The organism is Streptomyces phaeolivaceus, assembly GCF_009184865.1.
Taxonomy (GTDB): Bacteria; Actinomycetota; Actinomycetes; order Streptomycetales; family Streptomycetaceae; genus Streptomyces; species Streptomyces phaeolivaceus.
In genome coordinates, this window is sequence record NZ_CP045096.1 from 7,218,702 (window position 1) to 7,232,074 (window position 13,373).

11 protein-coding genes are annotated in these 13,373 nt (G+C 70.9%); 3 read left to right on the forward strand and 8 right to left on the reverse strand.

Annotation, left to right across the window (positions count from 1 at the left end; all coding sequences use genetic code 11):
- The first annotated feature begins 2 nt into the window (after positions 1–2).
- Both F9278_RS33485 and F9278_RS33490 read left to right on the forward strand, forming a co-directional pair.
- On the forward strand, positions 3–212 hold the full coding sequence (locus tag F9278_RS33485; RefSeq protein WP_152171640.1) for a helix-turn-helix domain-containing protein: 210 nt from the start codon (positions 3–5) through the stop codon (positions 210–212).
- Positions 212–796 carry a Clp protease N-terminal domain-containing protein gene (locus F9278_RS33490; RefSeq protein ID WP_152171641.1) on the forward strand — a complete coding sequence of 195 codons (585 nt, stop codon included), beginning with the start codon at positions 212–214 and terminating at the stop codon, positions 794–796. Before F9278_RS33485 ends, F9278_RS33490 begins: the two co-directional genes overlap by 1 nt.
- A 67-nt stretch (positions 797–863) precedes the next feature.
- Here the strand turns inward: F9278_RS33490 and F9278_RS33495 are convergent, their stop codons facing one another.
- Together F9278_RS33495 and F9278_RS33500 are read right to left on the reverse strand one after the other, a co-directional pair.
- Complete coding sequence (locus tag F9278_RS33495) at positions 864–2,039, reverse strand: PadR family transcriptional regulator (protein WP_152171642.1); 1,176 nt, start codon at positions 2,037–2,039, stop codon at positions 864–866.
- A 1-nt stretch (position 2,040) separates the two neighbouring features.
- On the reverse strand, positions 2,041–3,165 hold the full coding sequence (locus F9278_RS33500; RefSeq protein WP_152171643.1) for a DUF4097 family beta strand repeat-containing protein: 1,125 nt from the start codon (positions 3,163–3,165) through the stop codon (positions 2,041–2,043).
- Between the two features lie 143 nt (positions 3,166–3,308).
- Here F9278_RS33500 and F9278_RS33505 point away from each other — a divergent pair, with 143 nt between their 5' ends.
- A complete protein-coding gene (locus tag F9278_RS33505; RefSeq protein ID WP_152171644.1) occupies positions 3,309–4,160 on the forward strand; it encodes a hypothetical protein in 852 nt (283 codons plus the stop codon).
- Positions 4,161–4,196: 36 nt separating this feature from the next.
- On the opposite strand, the gene F9278_RS33510 is transcribed toward F9278_RS33505, so the two are convergent.
- The 6 genes from F9278_RS33510 to F9278_RS33535 form a co-directional block, all read right to left on the reverse strand.
- A complete protein-coding gene (locus tag F9278_RS33510) occupies positions 4,197–4,379 on the reverse strand; it encodes a DUF6104 family protein (RefSeq protein ID WP_003961784.1) in 183 nt (60 codons plus the stop codon).
- 95 nt (positions 4,380–4,474) lie between these two features.
- Positions 4,475–8,272 carry a multifunctional oxoglutarate decarboxylase/oxoglutarate dehydrogenase thiamine pyrophosphate-binding subunit/dihydrolipoyllysine-residue succinyltransferase subunit gene (locus tag F9278_RS33515; protein WP_152171645.1) on the reverse strand — a complete coding sequence of 1,266 codons (3,798 nt, stop codon included), beginning with the start codon at positions 8,270–8,272 and terminating at the stop codon, positions 4,475–4,477.
- 514 nt (positions 8,273–8,786) lie between these two features.
- Positions 8,787–9,941 (reverse strand): sensor histidine kinase, encoded by a 1,155-nt coding sequence (locus F9278_RS33520; protein ID WP_193241747.1) that lies wholly within the window; start codon positions 9,939–9,941, stop codon positions 8,787–8,789.
- 75 nt (positions 9,942–10,016) lie between these two features.
- Positions 10,017–10,754, reverse strand: coding sequence for a response regulator transcription factor (locus F9278_RS33525; RefSeq protein WP_152171646.1), 738 nt, complete (start codon positions 10,752–10,754; stop codon positions 10,017–10,019).
- A gap of 131 nt (positions 10,755–10,885) precedes the next feature.
- Positions 10,886–11,560 carry a spermine/spermidine synthase domain-containing protein gene (locus F9278_RS33530; RefSeq protein ID WP_152171647.1) on the reverse strand — a complete coding sequence of 225 codons (675 nt, stop codon included), beginning with the start codon at positions 11,558–11,560 and terminating at the stop codon, positions 10,886–10,888.
- A gap of 62 nt (positions 11,561–11,622) precedes the next feature.
- Entirely contained in the window at positions 11,623–13,371 is a 1,749-nt protein-coding gene (locus tag F9278_RS33535) for a glycoside hydrolase family 3 protein (RefSeq protein ID WP_152171648.1), read from the reverse strand.
- Positions 13,372–13,373 lie beyond the last annotated feature (2 nt).

Consider the following 13,373-nt stretch of genomic DNA (forward strand, 5'->3'; position numbering starts at 1 on the left):
TCATGACCGAAGCAACGGAACTCGCCGAGCGCGCGGGCGATCGCGACCCCCGAGTCGGACTGCGGGCCGTCGCCGCGCTGCGCAGGCTGCTGGAGCAACTGGAGTCGGTGCAGGTGCGCAGCGCGCGCAATCAAGGCTGGTCGTGGCAGGAGATCGCCGCGGAACTCGGCGTCAGCAGGCAGGCCGTGCACAAGAAGTACGGGAGGCATTGATGTTCGAACGGTTCACGAAAGACGCCCGTGCGGTGGTTCTGGGAGCGGTGGAGCACGCGGAACACGCCCAGGCGAGAGAGGTGACGGAGGAGCACCTGCTGCTCTCCCTGTTGGAGCGGAAGGCCGGCCGCGCCTCGTTCGCCCTGGCCGCGCTGGGGCTCGCCGAGGCCGACCGCCGCGCCTCCGTGCGGCGGGGGCTCGCCGAGGCCCGCCGCCGGGGTGGGCTCTCCCGCGCCGACGCGGACGCGCTGTCCGGTCTCGGTATCGACCTCTCCGAGATCGTCTCCCGTGTCGAAGAGGCCCATGGGGCGGGGGCGTTGGAGTCGGGCGGGAAGGGGGTCGCCCGGAGTGCTCTCGGGCGCCTCTCCGGGCACCGGCCCTTCACCCGTGACGCCAAGGACGTCCTCACCCGCTCCCTCCGCGCCGCCCACGCCCACCGCGACGGCCACATCGGCGACGAGCACCTCCTTCTCGCCCTCACCACCCGCCCCGGCGTACCGGCCGAGATCCTCGCGGACCATGGGGTGACCCATGAGGCGCTGGAACGGGTTCTTTACGGCGCCGGGGAGGCCAAGGCGGGGTGAGTGGGCGCCCTTGAAGCGGGGGCAGGGGCTGCGCCCCTGGCCCCCTTTCCTGCCTATCCCTTATCCCTTATCCCTTCGGGGTCCTCAGTACCGCTCCGATGTGTGCCGCCGCCGTCGACAGATGGCGGCGGGTGTCTCGGAGTTGGTCCTCGGTGACGCCGTGGTCGCGGGCGGCGTCGCGGATGTCGTCGCGGAAGCGGTCCAGGAGGCGGTCCAGGTCGCGGGCAGGGTCGCCCGTGGGGGTCTCGTGGACCCAGGCGGGCTCGTAGTCGGCCGGGAAGTCCTCGGGGGTCGTCGAGTACTCGGGCTCCCCGAAGCCGGTCCGAGCGCCTGCCCCGCCCCCGGTGCCGGCACCTGCCGAGGCCCCAGCTCCAGCCCCCGCTCCAGCCCCCGCTCCAGCCCCTGTACCTGTGCCTGAACTCGTATCCGTCGCTGTCCCCCTCTCCGCCCCCGTCCGCCCGAAGCCGAAGTCCTTGCCGAACTCCTTTCCGAAGTCCCTGCCGAACTCGCCGAACTCCTTGGCCAGTTCGGTCAGGCCCTCGCGTACCCCCGTCGGCCAGTCGCCCCGGGTGAAGTGGTCCTGGACGTGGTCCTGGACCCGCTTGGCGATGCGCTGCAGCTCCTCCTGGGCCTGGGTGCGGGCGTGCTCCTGGGCCTCCTTGGCCTGGCGGCGGGCGCGCTGGGCCTCCTCGCGGGCGCGTCGGCTCTCGTCCTTCGCGCGGCGCGCCTGCTCCTTCCACTCCTGCTTGACGCGGCGCATCTCCTCCTTCGCGGCGCGCCAGGACTCGTGGTCGGCGTACGCCCCGAACTCCCCGAGCGGGCCCTGCTCCCCCTCGCCCGCCCCACCGCCGCCCTTGCGTGCCTCGGAGGCCGCCGCCCGCATCTCGCGGCGCAGATCGCCCGCGGCGCCCCGTACATCGGCCCGGATCTCGGCGGCCAGCTCCGCCACCGACTCACGGATCTCCAGCTCAAGGTCGGCCAGCTCGCCGCTGCGGTCGGCCAGTTCGGCGCGGCCCGCGTCGGTGATCGCGTACACCTTTCGGCCGCCCTCGGTGGTGTGGGTGACCAGGCCCTCGGCCTCCAGCTTGGCCAGGCGGGGGTAGACGGTGCCGGCCGAGGGCGCGTACAGGCCCTGGAAGCGCTCTTCCAGCAGCCGGATCACCTCGTAGCCATGGCGAGGTGCCTCGTCCAGCAGCTTCAGCAGATACAGCCGCAGGCGTCCGTGGGCGAAGACGGGAGGCATGTCAGAGCACCTTCTTGTCGGTCGTGCGGTCGGTCGCGGCCTCGGCCCGGCCGGCGGTCCCGGTGACGTTCGATCCGTTGCCCGGGTCGTCGCCCGGGGCGTCGACCGGGCCGTTGCCCGGTTCGTCGCGCGAGGCCTTGGTCGGGTCGGGGCTCGGACCGTCGGACGCATTGTCGGTCACGTCTCCGGGCCGGGTGATAGGCGGGGTGTCGGGCTCGCCGTCCGGTTCGGTCGCGCCCGGAGTCCGCAGTGTCCCCGGTGCCCCGCTCTCCCGTGTGCCCGTGCTCGGCGCGGCCTCCTCGCTCCACGGTGTGTCCTCCGCCGGGGGTCTGCGGAGGAGGGCGATGGAGCCGGAGACGGTGGTGGCCTTGAGGCGGCCGTCGCCCGTGCCGAGGCGGCCGGTGATCTTGTGGGCGCCCCAGGGGCCGCTGACCCGGAGGTTCTCGAAGGCGTTGGAGATGGTGCCGCTGGCGGTGTTGGCCTCGACCTCGGCGTCGGTCGGGTGCGGGAGACGGATGGCGATCTCGCCGGAGACGCTGGTCAGACCGATGTCGGTGGGGCCGCCCGTGGGGTCGAGGTCGAGGATGACGGAGCCGCTCACCGAGTCGGCCTTCACGGTGGAGCAGGAGCCCTCCATGACGGTCAGATCACCGGAGACGGAGCTGAGCCGGAGATCGCCCGTGAGGGCCTGCGCCTCCACGTTCCCCGACACCGTCGTGGCGCGCACCGGGCCCGACAGGCCGACCAGGGTGGTGTCGCCGGAGATGCCCTTCAGCTCCGTACGCCCGTGCAGTCCGGACACGACGGCGGTGGCGCCGACCACTCCCACCTCGACCCGCGTGCCCGTCGGGACGGCGAGCGACACCAGGACGCTGCGACGCCAGCCCTTGCGGTCGAGCCATTTCAGGAAGCCCTTCCACGGCAGATCGTCGTAGGCCACGGTCAGGGTGCCGTCCTTGTGCGTCACCGTCAGGGGCGGGCCCTCGACGTCGGACACCTCCAGACGGGGGGAAGCCTCGTCGGTGCCGACCACGTTCACCGTGCCGTTGACGACCCGCACATGCAGTGCCGTCACCGGTTTGTCGAACGTGAGCTTCCGCGGCTCGGCGACGGACCACTCGGACATGTGCCGACCTCCTCCAGCAAACACACAACACGCACTATCGCGTCTTTCCCGATTCACGATATATCGCGGTCATGGAAAGTCAATACACCCGTTCTGGTGATCCCGCAGGGATGTATGCGGGCAAATCGCCCTAGCGTGGGGGCATGTCGACGGAACGCTCCCAGGGATCGCGTCCCCCGCGACCCACCCCCGCCCCCGGCGCGCTGCTGCTCTGCCGGGCGGATCCCGACTCCGTCGCCCCCGTCGCCCAACTGCTCCGGGAGCGGATGCTGCTCACCCCGGCGGGCCGGGAGTGGACCGCGCTCGTGCCCGAGGGGAAGCCCTGGCTGCTGGGCGGGGAGCCGGTCGACCGCGTGCTCACCGGCTGGGCGACCGCCCTGGCCGTCGGCGTCCCCTGGCCGGTGCTCGCCCTCTGGTGGGACGCCGACCGCGGCGGTTTCACCCTCGCCGCGGGCTTCCGCCGCACCGTCGGCTACGTCTGGCTGGCGAACGGCACCCCGGTCGGCGAGGACGAGGCGATGCGTACCTTCGCCGCCCGGCTGGGCCTGGACCCGGTGCTCGACACACAGTCCCTGGACGACCTCACGAAACCCGACCCGGCGGCGGACGTCCGCGCCCGGCTGCTGGGCCTCCTCGCCGTCCTCACCCGTGCCGGAGTGGCGCTCCCCGCCGGTCTCACCCCCGGCGAACCCGCGGACCGGCTCCGGGAGGTCGCCCGTGTCCAGCCGGGAGTCCAGCGCATCGAGTGGACCGGCTGGCGCGGGGCGGTCCGCACCGAACTCGACGCCCTCGAACGCGGCCGTCTGGGCCCCTGGCTCCCCTGGGCCGGCACCCCCAGGGCCCGCGCCCTCGCCACCGCCCAACTCCTCGCGGGCCTCCCGCTCACCGGCTGGGGCCTGCACCGCCGCAGTCCCGGCTGGCTGGCCGCCGGCGGTCTCCTGATCGCCCACGGCACCCTCGGCCTGCTCTACGACTTGGCCCACCCACGCGACTGACCGGCGGCCCGGAGACCGACCGACCCCGACGGCCGGCTACTCGTCCTCGTCCTCGTCGTCCAGCCGCGCCAGCCACGTGGCCAGCCGCTCCACCGGCACCTCGAAGTCCGGGTTCAGATCCACGAACGTCCGCAGCTGCTCGGCCAGCCACTCGAAGGTGACCTCCTCCTCGCCACGCCGCTTCTCCAGTTCCTCGATGCCACGGTCCGTGAAGTACATGGGTCAAGGATAAGTGCGCCGAAACGCCGAAACGGCCGGGCCGCACCCCCTGGAGAGGGGGTGCGGCCCGGCCCGCGTACGGTCTTCGCGCGCTGTTACGCCTCGAACACCTCACGCACCAACTGCTCCTGCTCGGCCTGGTGGCGCTTGGCCGAACCCACCGCCGGCGAGGAGCCGTGCGGGCGGGAGATACGGCGCAGGCGCTCGCCGTGGGGGACGTCCGCGCCGACCGCGAGGTCGAGGTGGTCGATCAGGTTGAGGGCGATGAACGGCCAGGCACCCTGGTTCGCCGGCTCCTCCTGCGTCCAGAGGTACTTCTCGGCGTTCGGGTACTTGTTGACCTCGGCCTGGACCTCGGCGCCCGGCAGCGGGTACAGCCGCTCGATGCGGATGATCGCCGTGTCCGTGACGCCGCGCTTCTGACGCTCGGCCTCCAGGTCGTAGTAGACCTTGCCGGCGCAGAAGACGACCTTCTTGACCGCGTTCGGGTCGACCGAGCCGTCGCCGATGACCGGGCGGAACTCGCCGCTCGTGAACTCCTCCGCCTTCGACGCGGCGGCCTTGAGACGCAGCATCGACTTCGGGGTGAAGACGACCAGCGGCTTGTGGTGCGGGTTGTGCACCTGCCACCGCAGGAGGTGGAAGTAGTTCGACGGCGAGGTCGGCATCGCGACCGTCATGTTGTTCTGCGCGCAGAGCTGGAGGAAGCGCTCCGGGCGGGCCGACGAGTGGTCCGGGCCCTGGCCCTCGTAGCCGTGCGGGAGGAGGAGCGTGACGCCGGAGGTCTGGCCCCACTTCTGCTCCGCCGACGAGATGAACTCGTCCACGACCGTCTGGGCGCCGTTGACGAAGTCGCCGAACTGGGCCTCCCACATCACCAGGGACTCGGGGCGGGCGAGCGAGTAGCCGTACTCGAAGCCCATCGCCGCGTACTCGGAGAGCAGGGAGTTGTAGACGTTCAGCCGCGCCTGGTCCTCGGAGAGGTACATCAGCGGCGTGAACTCCTCGCCCGTCTCACGGTCGATGATCACCGCGTGCCGCTGGCCGAAGGTGCCGCGCTGCGAGTCCTGGCCGGCCAGGCGGACCGGGGTGCCCTCAAGGAGGAGGGAGCCGATCGCGAGGGTCTCGCCCATGCCCCAGTCGATCGTGCCGTCCTCGACCATCGACGCCCGGCGCTGGAGCTGCGGGAGCAGCCGCGGGTGGGCGGTGATGTGGTCCGGGACGTTGACCTGGGACTCGGCGATCCGCTTGACGGTCTCCGCCGTGATCGCGGTGTTCACCGCGACCGGGAAGCCGTCCTGCGGGTCGTGGACCTCGGCGGACGCCGGCTGCGAGGTGGCCTCACGGACCTCCGTGAAGACCTTCTCCAGCTGGCCCTGGTAGTCCTGGAGCGCCTGCTCGGCCTCTTCCAGGGTGATGTCGCCGCGACCGATGAGGGACTCGGTGTAGAGCTTGCGCACCGAGCGCTTCTTGTCGATCAGGTCGTACATCAGCGGCTGGGTGAACGCCGGGTTGTCCGACTCGTTGTGACCGCGGCGGCGGTAGCAGATGAGGTCGATCACCACGTCCTTGTTGAACGCCTGACGGAACTCGAAGGCGAGCCGCGCGACGCGGACCACGGCCTCCGGGTCGTCGCCGTTCACGTGGAAGATCGGGGCCTCGATCATCCTCGCCACGTCCGTCGCGTACATCGACGAGCGCGAGGACTCCGGGGCGGCGGTGAAGCCGACCTGGTTGTTGATGACGATGTGGACCGTGCCGCCGGTGCGGTAGCCGCGCAGCTGCGACATGTTGAGCGTCTCGGCCACCACGCCCTGGCCGGCGAAGGCCGCGTCGCCGTGCAGGGCGACGGGCAGGACGGTGAAGTCCGTGCCGCCCTTGTTGATGATGTCCTGCTTGGCGCGGGAGACACCCTCGACGATCGGGTCCACGGCCTCCAGGTGCGAGGGGTTCGCGACCAGGCTGACCTTGATCTGCTCGCCGTCCAGGCCCGTGAACGTGCCCTCGGCGCCCAGGTGGTACTTCACGTCGCCGGAGCCGTGCATCGACTTCGGGTCGAGGTTGCCCTCGAACTCGCGGAAGATCTGCGCGTACGACTTGCCGACGATGTTCGCCAGCACGTTCAGCCGGCCGCGGTGGGCCATGCCGATGACGACCTCGTCGAGACGGGACTCCGCCGCCGAGTCGATGACCGCGTCGAGCAGCGGGATGACGGACTCGCCGCCCTCCAGGCTGAAGCGCTTCTGGCCGACGTACTTCGTCTGCAGGAAGGTCTCGAAGGCCTCCGCCGCGTTCAGCCGGCGCAGGATGCGCAGCTGCTCCTCGCGCTCCGGCTTGGTGTGCGGGCGCTCGATGCGGTCCTGGATCCAGCGGCGCTGCTTCGGGTCCTGGATGTGCATGAACTCGACGCCGGTCGTACGGCAGTACGAGTCACGCAGGACGCCGAGGATGTCCCGGAGCTTCATCAGGGACTTGCCGGCGAAGCCGCCGACCGCGAACTCGCGCTCCAGGTCCCACAGGGTGAGCCCGTGCTCGGTGATGTCCAGGTCGGGGTGCTTGCGCTGGCGGTACTCCAGCGGGTCGGTGTCGGCCATGACATGGCCGCGGACCCGGTAGGAGTGGATCAGCTCGAAGACGCGCGCGGCCTTGGTGACGTCGTCGTCGTGCGACGCGTCGATGTCCTTGAGCCAGCGGACCGGCTCGTAGGGGATGCGCAGGGCCTCGAAGATCTCGTCGTAGAAGCCGTTCTCCCCGAGGAGGGAGTTGGCGACGACGCGGAGGAACTCGCCGGAGGCGGCGCCCTGGATGACCCGGTGGTCGTAGGTCGACGTGAGCGTCATGACCTTCGCGATGCCGAGCTTGTTCAGGGTGTCCTGGCTGGTGCCCTGGAACTCGGCCGGGTAGTCCATGGAGCCGACGCCCATGATGACCGACTGACCGGGCATCAGACGGGGCACGGAGTGGACGGTGCCGAGGCCGCCGGGGTTGGTCAGGGAGACCGTGACACCGGTGAAGTCGTCCATCGTCAGCTTGCCGTCACGGGCGCGGCGGACGATGTCCTCGTAGGCCTGCCAGAACTCGAAGAAGTTCAGCGTCTCGGCCTTCTTGATGCCCGCGACGACCAACTGGCGGTCGCCGTTGGGCTTCACCAGGTCGATGGCGAGGCCGAAGTTGACGTGCGGCGGCTTGACGAGGGTGGGCTTCCCGTCCTTCTCCGCGTAGTGCCAGTTCATCGACGGCATGGCCTTGATGGCCTGCACCATCGCGTAGCCGATCAGGTGCGTGAAGGAGATCTTCCCGCCCCGGGCGCGCTTCAGATGGTTGTTGATGACGATGCGGTTGTCGAACAGCAGCTTCACCGGGACCGCGCGCACGGACGTGGCCGTGGGCAGCTCCAGGGAGGCGTTCATGTTCTTCGCGACCGCGGCGGCGGGGCCGCGCAGCGTGATCAGCTCCGGGCCCCCGGCGGCGGCAGCGGCGGGCGCGGCCTGCTTCGCGGGGGCGGCGGCCACCGGCTTGGCCGGCGCGGGCGCGGCGGCCGCGGGCTTCGCGGGGGCCGGGGCCGGGGCGGCGGCGGGCTTCGGGGCAGCCGGGGCGGGTGCGGCCTGGGCGGCGGGTGCGGCCTGGGCCGGGGCGGCGGGAGCCGCGGGTGTGGTGGTCGCTGCGGCCCCCGCGGCCGCAGTGCTCGCCGGAGCCGAGGCGGCAGCTGCGCCTGGCTTGTAGTCGGCGAAGAAGTCCCACCAGGCTCGGTCTACCGAGTTCGGGTCCTGGAGGTACTGCTGATAGATCTCGTCGACGAGCCACTCGTTCGGACCGAAGGCCGCGGCGGGGTTCTTACCCGCTTGGTCTGCGTCGGTCGAGATGCTCGAGTTACTGGGGGACTGTGGCGACACGGCGGCAACCGCCCTCTTCCGCTTCACAAGGTGATGGACAGCGGGAATTAAGGCTACGCCCCCGTGGCCGGGAAGGTCAGGCCGAGTCCGCTCTTCGTCGCGTAAGTCACATCGGAAAGCGTGTTTCGGGGGTGGAAATGGCGGGAAACAAGCGTGGTTCCGGTCTGGAATGGGTGTGGGGGGTGGGTGCCGGGCATGCGTCGGGCGGGGCCTGCGGGGATGTGCACGCGGCCCTCTGCCTGAACGCACCTGATCACACGTGTCCGGCTGGGCGGAACGGACGTGGATCTTGTGGCTCCGGTTCGAACTTTACGTCAACTTGGCAGAGATGTAAGCCCCGGGAGAATGAGCGATATTCGGCAATGGTGGGGGGATTCAGCCATGGGTGATGTGGGTATCTGCGGATTTTTCGCCCCCGCGTTCGCGCTCCGCTCCGGAAGCGGGAGGGCGCGGTGGGTGGGTGGGTGGGCGCGTGCGGGTGCGTCGTGGTTGCCCGCGCAGTTCCCCGCGCCCCTCAAGAGCCGGCGGTTCCCTGCGGTCTTGAGAGGGCGCCGGGCAGGATCACCTGGATGCGGCAGCCCTTCGGGGACTCGGCCACTCCGATGCGACCGCCGTGCAGGTCCACCGCCCAGCGGGCGATGGCGAGGCCCAGGCCCGTGCCGCCGTCGCTGCCGGGGCCGTGGGGGGAGCTGACGGCGCCGCGGTTGAAGCGTTCGAAGACGCGGTGCCACTCGGATTCGGGGATGCCGGGGCCCTCGTCCAGGACTTCGAGGTCCAGGGACTCCGGGGTCGGACCGCGGCGGGCCTTCACGGTGACGCGGCCGTGCGCCGGGCTGTGCTTGACCGCGTTGTCGATGAGGTTGGCGACGACCTGGTGGATGCGTTCCGGGTCGGCGTTGGCCGTCAGCTCCGGCGGGTGCACGTCCAGGTGCAGATGGACGTCCGTGCGGGTGTGGTTGCCGGAGCCCGAGGTGATGCCGCCGCGGGCCGAGGAGACCATCTGGGCCTCCTTGAGGACGCCCGAGAGATACGGCCAGACCTCGAAGCGGCGGCGGCGCAGCGGGACCACGCCGTTGTCCAGCCGGGACAGGTCGAGCAGGGTCTCCACCAGGCGGCCCAGGCGTTCGGTCTGCTTCAGGGCCGTACGCATCGTCTCGGGGTCGGCCCGCGTGACGCCGTCGACGATGTTCTCCAGGACCGCGCGCAGGCCGGCGATGGGGGTGCGCAGCTCGTGCGAGACGTTCGCCACCAGCTCCTTGCGCTGGCGGTCCTGGGCCTCCAGCTCGTCGGCCATGAGATTGATCGTGTGGGCGAGGTCGCCCAGCTCGTCCCGGCGGTTCTCGCTGACCCGGCGGGTGTAGTCGCCGCGCGAGATGGACCGGGCGACCGCGTTCATCTCGTCCAGGGGGGCGGTGAGCGAATGGGCCACGAACTGCGTAATCAGGAGTGTGGCGATCATCGAGAACACCGTGATGAAGCGCAGCTCCGTCTTGGTGTGCACCGCGATCATCGACAGACCGGTCGTGATCAGGACCGAGATGACGACGAGCGCGCCGAGCTTGGTCTTGATCGAGAAGGGGCGCACACCGCCGAGCGGGCCCGCGCCCTTCCGTGACTGCGCGCCACCGAGGTTCCGGTTCCGGTGCCTCGGGTCACCGAGTCCGCTCATCACGCCACCAGCCCCCTGTGCCTACGTGCCTACGTGCCTGTGTACGCCCCGCGCACGCGGTCGGCGGGCACGGGGTCAGGGATTCGGGGTCTCCAGGGCGTACCCCACACCGTGCACCGTGCGGATCCGCTCCGCGCCGATCTTCCGCCGCAGCGCCTTGATGTGGCTGTCCACGGTCCGCGTCCCGGACGCGTCCGCCCAGTCCCACACCTCGGCGAGCAGCTGCTCGCGCGAGAGTACGGCACGCGGGGTGTTCGCGAGACATACGAGGAGATCGAACTCGGTGGGCGTGAGGTGCACGTCCTCGCTGCGCACCCGGACGCGGCGCTGCGCGTGGTCGATCTCCAGCTCGCCGAGGCGCAGGATGCCCGAGCGCGGGGTGGTGGCGGCCAGCGCGGCACGCTCCACCCGGCGCAGCAGGACGTGCACGCGGGCGGCCAGCTCACGCATGGAGAACGGCTTGGTCATGTAGTCGTCGGCGCCGACACCGAGCCCGACCAGCATGTCCGTCTCGTCGTCCCGGGCGGTGAGCATCAGCACGGGGACGGGCCGCTGGGCCTGGACGCGCCTGCACACCTCCAGGCCGTCGAAGCCGGGCAGCATGATGTCGAGGATCAGCAGATCGGGCTGCCAGGCCTCCGCGGTGTCCACCGCGGCCGGGCCGTCGGACGCGGTCTGCACGACGAAACCCTCGGCGCGCAGGCGGGCCGCGATGGCGTCGACGATCGTCGGGTCGTCCTCGACCACGAGCACCCTGCGCTGTGCGCCCGGCGTCGCTGTGGTGCCGCTGTGGGTGGTGTGTGTCTGCTCCATCGCCCGCCCCTGTGTTGCTTTCCGGAATCCGTGGGGTGATCCCTTGACTACGCATGGCTGCGCATGACTGCGATTGACGCTTGAATGATCGGCGTCAGGCAAGCAGGGTACGGGCAGTCACCGCACCAGGGCTATCCAGGTCGGACCGCGAGGTGCACCACGTCCGGAACTCCTCGGGCAACCGGGATCTCTTCGGTACGCACCTGCTGGAACCCGGCATTCCCCAAGGTTTCCTCGAATTCCGCAGATGGCCGGGCGGACCACACGGCAAGCACCCCACCAGGGCTCAACACCCTTGCGCAGCTTGCGAGTCCGATCGGCGAGTAGAGGTTCCCGTTGGCCTCGGAGACGGTCCAGTCGGGCCCGTTGTCGATGTCCAGGCAGAGCGCGTCGAACGTGGCGGATGTCTCATTGACGTACTCGACGAGATCGGCTTCGACGATCTCCGTACGGGGGTCCGCGAGGGCTCCGGCGGACACCTCGGCCAGGGGGCCCGCGCGGTGCCAGTCGATGACGGAGGGTTCGCGTTCGACAACTGTGATCGGACCCCAGCGCGGATCCGCGGCGGCGTGTGCCAGCGAGAAGCCGACGCCGAGACCTCCGATGAGCACACGTGGCCGAGAACGACCGCCCAGGGTGTCGAGGGCGGCGTCGACCAGCAGCCGTTCCGAACGGCCGTCCGAGGTGTCCATCAGGAAGCAGCCGTTGGCGATGATCTGCAGCAGGTCTCCGTGCCGTCGCAGCACTACCTCGCCGTAGGGGCCCTCGCGCCGGTCGATGACTTCGGGTTCGTCGGTGATGGGCATACGCCCATCCTTACGTGTCCGTGGCGGGCGGGCGGCCGAGTTCCGGCGGACCGGCCCGGGGTTCAGAGCGCCAGGCCGTGGCCGTACGGGAAGACCGGGTCCTCGGTGTCGTTGGGGACGTCCGGGCGGGACGCCTCCACCGCCGCCATGGAACGCGGCAGTTCGAAGGGGAGCCGGCCCTCGGCGCGGGCCCGGCCGAAGGCGACGTCGAGCAGGGCCGCGTCCGAGGCCCCGTAGTCGGCGACGAGCGCGGCGGCCTTCGCGGCGATCTCCGGGAGGACGGCGGGCCGCTCCAGGTTGACGCAGACCAGCGTGGGCACCGCCGCCAGCAGGCCCAGGATCTCCTTGAGCCGCTCCTCGCCGAAGGCCAGTGACCCGGAGTGGAAGAACGACTCGAAGAAACCCGGCCGTTCCTCGTACGGCGTCCGCAGCCGCAGTACGGCCACGTCCGCGTCGGCCGGATCGGCCACCACGTTGCCGTACAGGGACGCCGTCTGCGCGCCCACGCCCTCGACGTACAGGTTGGGGCGGTCGGTGAGCGGGAGGAGGGAGTGGTTGGTGAGGACGGTGAGCGAGCGGCGCTGGGCGGTGTCGCCGAGGGTGGTGAACTCGGCTGCGCCGACGGTCTCCTCGGCGCGGTCCGGGTCGACGTACCGCCGCTCGAAGAGGCCGAGGACGAACTTCTCGCGCAGCAGACGGCGTACGGAGGCGTCGAGCCGCTCCTCGGAGATCCGGCCGGAGCGGATCAGTTCGACGATCACCTCGGGGCACTGTTCGCCGCCGAACTGGTCGGCGCCCGCGTCCAGGGCCTTGGCGGCGCGTTCGGTGACGGTGAGGTGTTCGACGCCCCAGGCGCGGGCCTCGTGCGGCTCGCCGCCGATGGGGGCGTCGTCGAGGAGGCCCCAGTCGGTGCAGACGATGCCGTCGAAGCCGAGGCGTTCGCGCAGCAGGCCGGTGAGGACGTCCCGGTTGAAGCCGAAGCCGACCTCCTCCCAGCCGTCCACGCCGATCGGTTGGCCGTAGTACGGCATCATCTGCGAGCAGCCGGCCTCGACGGCGGCCCGGAAGGGCGCGAGGTGGTACTCGTGCATCCCGCCCGGATAGATCTGTTCCTTGCCGTGCGGGAAGTGCGGGTCCTCGCCGTCCCGTTGCGGGCCGCCGCCGGGGAAGTGCTTGACCATGGCGGCGACCGAGCGCGGTCCGAGCCGGGGTCCCTGCAGACCGCGTACGTACGCCCGGACCAGGGCGCTCGTGACCTCGGCGGACGAGCCGAAGGTGCCGGACTGGCGGGACCAGCGGGGCTCGGTGGCGAGGTCGATCTGCGGGTGCAGGGCGACCCGGAAGCCGACGGAGAGGTATTCGCGGCGGACCGTGTCGCCGAACCTCTCCACCAGCTCCGGTTCGCCGATCGCGGCCAGGCCCAGGGGTTCGGGCCAGGCCGAGAAGGCGCCGGAGTTGAAGGAGGCGCCCGGGTTGTCGGTGAACGCGTGGCGCGGGTCGGTGGAGAGCGTGACCGGGATGCCCAGCCGGGTGTCCGCCGCGAGCGCCTGGAGCCGGTTGACCCACTCCGCCGTCTCCCGGACCCCGTACCGGCCCAGGAGGTTGAAGTGGGTCAGATGACCGTCCGCGACCAGTTCGGTGGTGCCGTGCCGCAGGAACGGTCCGTCGGCGGCCTCGGCCAGGGACCCGTCGGCGTTCATGGTCAGCATCGCGTGGAAGAGCTGACCCGCCTTCTCCGCGAGGGTCATCCGGGACAGCAGGTCTTCCACGCGCTGGTCGACGGGGCGGTTCGGGTCGCGGTACGGGAGCATGC

Bases quoted from the DNA above. Each gene is read 5' to 3' on its own strand.
- F9278_RS33485 (WP_152171640.1), top strand. From the start codon at position 3: ATGACCGAAGCAACGGAACTCGCCGAGCGCGCGGGCGATCGCGACCCC.
- F9278_RS33490 (WP_152171641.1), top strand. From the start codon at position 212: ATGTTCGAACGGTTCACGAAAGACGCCCGTGCGGTGGTTCTGGGAGCG.
- F9278_RS33495 (WP_152171642.1), bottom strand. From the start codon at position 2,039: ATGCCTCCCGTCTTCGCCCACGGACGCCTGCGGCTGTATCTGCTGAAG.
- F9278_RS33500 (WP_152171643.1), bottom strand. From the start codon at position 3,165: ATGTCCGAGTGGTCCGTCGCCGAGCCGCGGAAGCTCACGTTCGACAAA.
- F9278_RS33505 (WP_152171644.1), top strand. From the start codon at position 3,309: ATGTCGACGGAACGCTCCCAGGGATCGCGTCCCCCGCGACCCACCCCC.
- F9278_RS33510 (WP_003961784.1), bottom strand. From the start codon at position 4,379: ATGTACTTCACGGACCGTGGCATCGAGGAACTGGAGAAGCGGCGTGGC.
- F9278_RS33520 (WP_193241747.1), bottom strand. From the start codon at position 9,941: ATGAGCGGACTCGGTGACCCGAGGCACCGGAACCGGAACCTCGGTGGC.
- F9278_RS33525 (WP_152171646.1), bottom strand. From the start codon at position 10,754: ATGGAGCAGACACACACCACCCACAGCGGCACCACAGCGACGCCGGGC.
- F9278_RS33530 (WP_152171647.1), bottom strand. From the start codon at position 11,560: ATGCCCATCACCGACGAACCCGAAGTCATCGACCGGCGCGAGGGCCCC.
- F9278_RS33535 (WP_152171648.1), bottom strand. From the start codon at position 13,371: ATGCTCCCGTACCGCGACCCGAACCGCCCCGTCGACCAGCGCGTGGAA.